This window comes from Streptomyces katrae (genome assembly GCF_000966975.1).
Taxonomy (GTDB): Bacteria; Actinomycetota; Actinomycetes; order Streptomycetales; family Streptomycetaceae; genus Streptomyces; species Streptomyces katrae.
This window is the reverse complement of the sequence record NZ_JZWV01000553.1, coordinates 1-4,280: the sequence shown is the minus strand read 5'-3', so window position 1 is coordinate 4,280 and position 4,280 is coordinate 1. Positions and strand designations below refer to the sequence as shown.

At 74.7% G+C, this 4,280-nt stretch carries 5 protein-coding genes; 4 read left to right on the top strand and 1 reads right to left on the bottom strand.

Annotated features, from left to right (window positions below; translation table 11 throughout):
• Positions 1 to 4 precede the first annotated feature (4 nt).
• The 4 genes from VR44_RS20050 to VR44_RS20035 all read left to right on the top strand — a co-directional run bounded on the left by VR44_RS20050 (position 5) and on the right by VR44_RS20035 (position 3,569).
• Positions 5 to 967, top strand: a complete 963-nt coding sequence (locus VR44_RS20050) for a Zn-ribbon domain-containing OB-fold protein (protein ID WP_045948928.1) — start codon at positions 5 to 7, stop codon at positions 965 to 967.
• Positions 964 to 2,025 carry a thiolase domain-containing protein gene (locus VR44_RS20045; RefSeq protein ID WP_045948927.1) on the top strand — a complete coding sequence of 354 codons (1,062 nt, stop codon included), beginning with the start codon at positions 964 to 966 and terminating at the stop codon, positions 2,023 to 2,025. The genes VR44_RS20050 and VR44_RS20045 overlap by 4 nt, the downstream gene beginning before the upstream one ends.
• On the top strand, positions 2,022 to 3,197 hold the full coding sequence (locus tag VR44_RS20040; protein WP_045948926.1) for a thiolase domain-containing protein: 1,176 nt from the start codon (positions 2,022 to 2,024) through the stop codon (positions 3,195 to 3,197). The genes VR44_RS20045 and VR44_RS20040 overlap by 4 nt, the downstream gene beginning before the upstream one ends.
• A gap of 132 nt (positions 3,198 to 3,329) precedes the next feature.
• Positions 3,330 to 3,569 (top strand): DUF397 domain-containing protein, encoded by a 240-nt coding sequence (locus VR44_RS20035; RefSeq protein WP_045948925.1) that lies wholly within the window; start codon positions 3,330 to 3,332, stop codon positions 3,567 to 3,569.
• Positions 3,570 to 3,595: 26 nt separating this feature from the next.
• Here VR44_RS20035 and VR44_RS20030 read toward each other — a convergent pair whose 3' ends face one another.
• On the bottom strand, positions 3,596 to 4,105 hold the full coding sequence (locus tag VR44_RS20030) for a hypothetical protein (RefSeq protein ID WP_157880365.1): 510 nt from the start codon (positions 4,103 to 4,105) through the stop codon (positions 3,596 to 3,598).
• Positions 4,106 to 4,280 lie beyond the last annotated feature (175 nt).

The window sequence follows — 4,280 nt, the reverse complement described above, 5'->3', positions numbered from 1 at the left end:
ATCCATGACAGCCGCGTCCCCGCCCGAGGTGCTGCGCGCGCCCCTCGTCGTCGAGTTTCCCTTCACGCGGTCCCTCGGGCCCGTTCAGAGCGCCTTCCTCACCGGGCTCCGTGAAGGCGTCGTCCTCGGCGTCCGGACCTCCGGCGGGCAGGTGATGGTGCCGCCCGTCGAGTACGACCCCGTCACCGCCGAGGAGCTCCGCGAGCTCGTCGAGGTCGCGCCCACCGGGACCGTCACCACCTGGGCCTGGAACGGTGAGCCACGGCCCCGGCAGCCCCTGGGCACCCCCTTCGCCTGGGTCCTGGTCCGGCTCGACGGCGCCGACACCGCCCTGCTGCACGCCCTCGACGTCCCCGGCCCCGACGCCGTGCGCACCGGAATGCGGGTCCGGGTGCGCTGGGCCGCCGAACGCACCGGGGCCGTCACCGACATCGCCTGCTTCGAGCCGTACGAAGGCGAAGGGAAGGCCGGGGGCGCGGCTCCGCACGACGGGGTGTTCGACGAGCCCGTCACCGGGATCGTCGCCGAGGCCCGGCTGGACTACACCTACAGCCCCGGCCGCGCCCAGACCGCCTACATCAACGCCCTCTCCGAACGGCGGACCGTCGGCGAACGCTGCCCGTCCTGCCACAAGGTGTACGTCCCCCCGCGCGGCGCCTGCCCCACCTGCGGGGTCGCCACCACCGACCGGGTCGAGGTCGGCCCGGCCGGCACCGTCACCACCTTCTGCATCGTCAACATCAAGGCGAAGAACCTCGACATCGAGGTCCCCTACGTGTACGCCCACATCGCCCTCGACGGCGCCGGCCTCGCCCTCCACGGCCGGATCGGCGGTATCCCGTACGACCAGGTCCGCATGGGCCTGCGCGTCGAACCGGTGTGGACCGACGGCGGCCGCTACCCCGACCACTACCGCCCCACCGGCGAGCCGGACGCCGACTACGACGCGTACAAGGAGCTGCTGTGACGACCCGATACGCCCGTGAGGTGGCCGTCGTGGCCTTCGCCCAGAGCGACCACCTCCGCCGCACCGACGAACTCAGCGAAGTCGAGATGGTCATGCCGGTCCTGCACCAGGTGCTCGCCGCCACCGGCCTGAAGACCGGCGAGATCGGCTTCACCTGCTCCGGCTCCAGCGACTACCTCGCCGGCCGTGCCTTCTCCTTCACCATGACCCTCGACGGCGTCGGCGCCTGGCCCCCCATCTCCGAGTCCCACGTGGAGATGGACGGAGCCTGGGCGCTCTACGAGGCGTGGGTCAAGATCCAGACCGGCGAGGCCGACACCGCGCTCGTCTACGCGTACGGCAAGTCCTCCCCGGGCTCCGTGCGCGACGTCCTCACCCGCCAGCTCGACCCGTACTACCTCGCCCCCCTCTGGCCCGACTCGGTGGCCCTCGCCGCCCTCCAGGCCCAGGCGCTCATCGACGCGGGGGAGACCGACGAGCCGGCCCTCGCCGCCATCGGCGCCCGCAGCCGGGCCGCCGCGGCGGACAACCCGCACGCCCAGCTCCGCGGAGCCGTCCCGCAGGGCGGCTACCAGGTGGCGCCGCTGCGCACCGGGGACTGCCCGCCCATCGGCGACGGGGCGGCCGCCGTGATCCTGGCGGCGGGCGACACCGCCCGCCGGCTCTGCGAGCGGCCGGCCTGGATCACCGGCATCGACCACCGCATCGAGGCCCACGGCCTGGGCCTGCGCGACCTGACCGACTCCCCGTCCACCCGCACCGCCGCCGAGCGTGCCGGGCTCTTCGACGCCCCCGTGGACACCGCCGAGCTGCACGCGCCCTTCTCCTCCCAGGAGGTGGTCCTGCGCAAGGCGCTCGGCCTCGGCGGGGACGTCACCGTCAACCCCTCCGGCGGCGCCCTCGCCGCGAACCCCGTCATGGCCGCCGGCCTGATCCGCATCGGCGAGGCCGCCGCCCGGATCCACCGCGGGGAGTCCGACCGGGCCGTCGCCCACGCCACCTCCGGCCCCTGCCTCCAGCAGAACCTGGTCGCCGTCCTGGAAGGGGACCGCGCATGACGAGTACCGGGAAGGAGCCCGTCGCGGTCGTCGGCGTCGGGCAGACCAAGCACGTCGCCGCCCGCCACGACGTCTCCCTCGCCGGCCTGGTCCGCGAAGCGGCGGTCCGCGCCCTCGCCGACGCGGAACTGACCTGGGCGGACATCGACGCCGTCGTCATCGGCAAGGCCCCCGACTTCTTCGAGGGCGTGATGATGCCGGAGCTCTACCTCGCCGACGCCCTCGGAGCCGTCGGCAAGCCGATGCTCCGCGTGCACACCGCCGGCTCGGTCGGCGGGTCCACCGCGCTCGTCGCCGCCAACCTCGTCGCCGCCCGTGTCCACCGCACCGTCCTGACCCTGGCCTTCGAGAAGCAGTCCGAGTCGAACGCCATGTGGGGGCTCTCCCTCCCGGTCCCCTTCCAGCAGCCGCTGCTGGCCGGCGCGGGCGGGTTCTTCGCCCCGCACGTGCGCGCGTACATGCGGCGCACCGGCGCGCCCGACACGGTGGGCTCGCTCGTCGCCTACAAGGACCGGCGCAACGCCCTGAAGAACCCGTACGCGCACCTCCACGAGCACGGCATCACCCTGGAGAAGGTCCAGTCCTCGCCCATGCTCTGGGACCCGATCCGCTACTCCGAGACCTGCCCGTCCTCGGACGGGGCCTGCGCGATGGTCCTCACCGACCGGGCGGGCGCGGCCCGTTCGCCCCGGCCCCCGGCCTGGGTGCACGGCGGGGCGATGCGCAGCGAGCCGACGCTCTTCGCGGGCAAGGACTTCGTCTCCCCGCAGGCCGGCAAGGACTGCGCCGCCGACGTCTACCGGCAGGCCGGGATCACCGACCCGCGCCGGGAGATCGACGCGGTGGAGATGTACGTCCCCTTCTCCTGGTACGAGCCGATGTGGCTGGAGAACCTGGGTTTCGCCCAGGAGGGCGAGGGCTGGAAGCTCACCGAGGCCGGGGTCACCGAACTCGACGGCGACCTCCCCGTCAACCCGTCCGGGGGCGTACTGTCCACCAACCCGATCGGCGCCTCCGGCATGATCCGCTTCGCGGAGGCGGCCCTCCAGGTCCGCGGGCTGGCCGGGGAGCACCAGGTGCCGGGCGCCCGCCGGGCGATGGGCCACGCGTACGGCGGCGGTGCGCAGTTCTTCGCCATGTGGCTGGTGGGGGCCGGACAGCCGGACACCTGAGCGGGCCGGACCCGCCGCACGGCCCACGGGTGACGCGTCCGGTCCGCGGTCTGTGCGGCACCCGCCGCGATGGCTACCCTGGGCCACCGGACGACGACGTGACGTACGTGACGTACCGGGAGGAGCAGGCAGATGGCCGAGAGCACCACCGCGCGGACCCTCGCTGACCGGGGCAGGCCCGAGCTCGATCTCAGCGGGGCCGACTGGCAGCCGAGCAGCCGGGGCGCGGGCGACCTCCAGGTCGCCTTCGTGGAGGGGTTCATCGCGATGCGCGACAGCGACCGCCCCGGTGACCCGTCCCTGGTCTTCGCCCCGAACGGGTGGCGCAAGTTCGTCCTGGGTGCCAGGGCGGGCCGCTTCGACCTGACGTAGGGCGGCGCGGCTCCGCGCGGCGCGGCTCAGGCGTCGTCGCGGGCGGTCAGCCGCAGGGCGACCTGGAGCTCGTGCTCCCCGGAGACGGTGCCCAGGTGCTCGCCGGCGAAGGCGTGCTCCAGGACGTCGCGGACTCGGCGCACCGGTTCGGCGGCGCCGTCCAGCTCGGCCGTGACCGGCGAGGCCGGCCGGGCCCGCCGCAGGACCGCGCCGGGCGCCCGGCGGCGGGCGTCCACCGTCACCGCCCAGATGCTCGGGGCCGCCGACGCGGTCCCGGTGGCGGCCCCCGCCGGGGGCTTGGCCGTCACCGGCGGGGTCATGTCGGGGAACGCCTCCGCCAGGACGCCCAGCACGGCCTCGGCACCCTCCCGGTCACAGTGGCTGACCAGTACGTTCACCTCGGCTTCGCTCTCGGCCTCCGCCATCGGCCCCTCGGGGAGCCGCGCCGCGTCCACCCGCGCGGGGTCGGCGGCCGCGCCGGCACCCGTCCCCGTACGGGAGGGCACGCCGGGCGGCCTGCCGTGCTCGTCGACCATCGCCCCAGTGTCCGGGACCGGCACGCCGCCCCGCTCAGGGTCCTCGTGCCCGCGGTTCACGTCCATCCTTCGCCTCCGGATCGGGGCACGGCCCCGCAAGAAGCCGGAGCCGGCCGTTGACCGGCACGCCACGGTGCCTCCCCCGGCACCTGTCCGCTCCCGCCCACCCCAAACC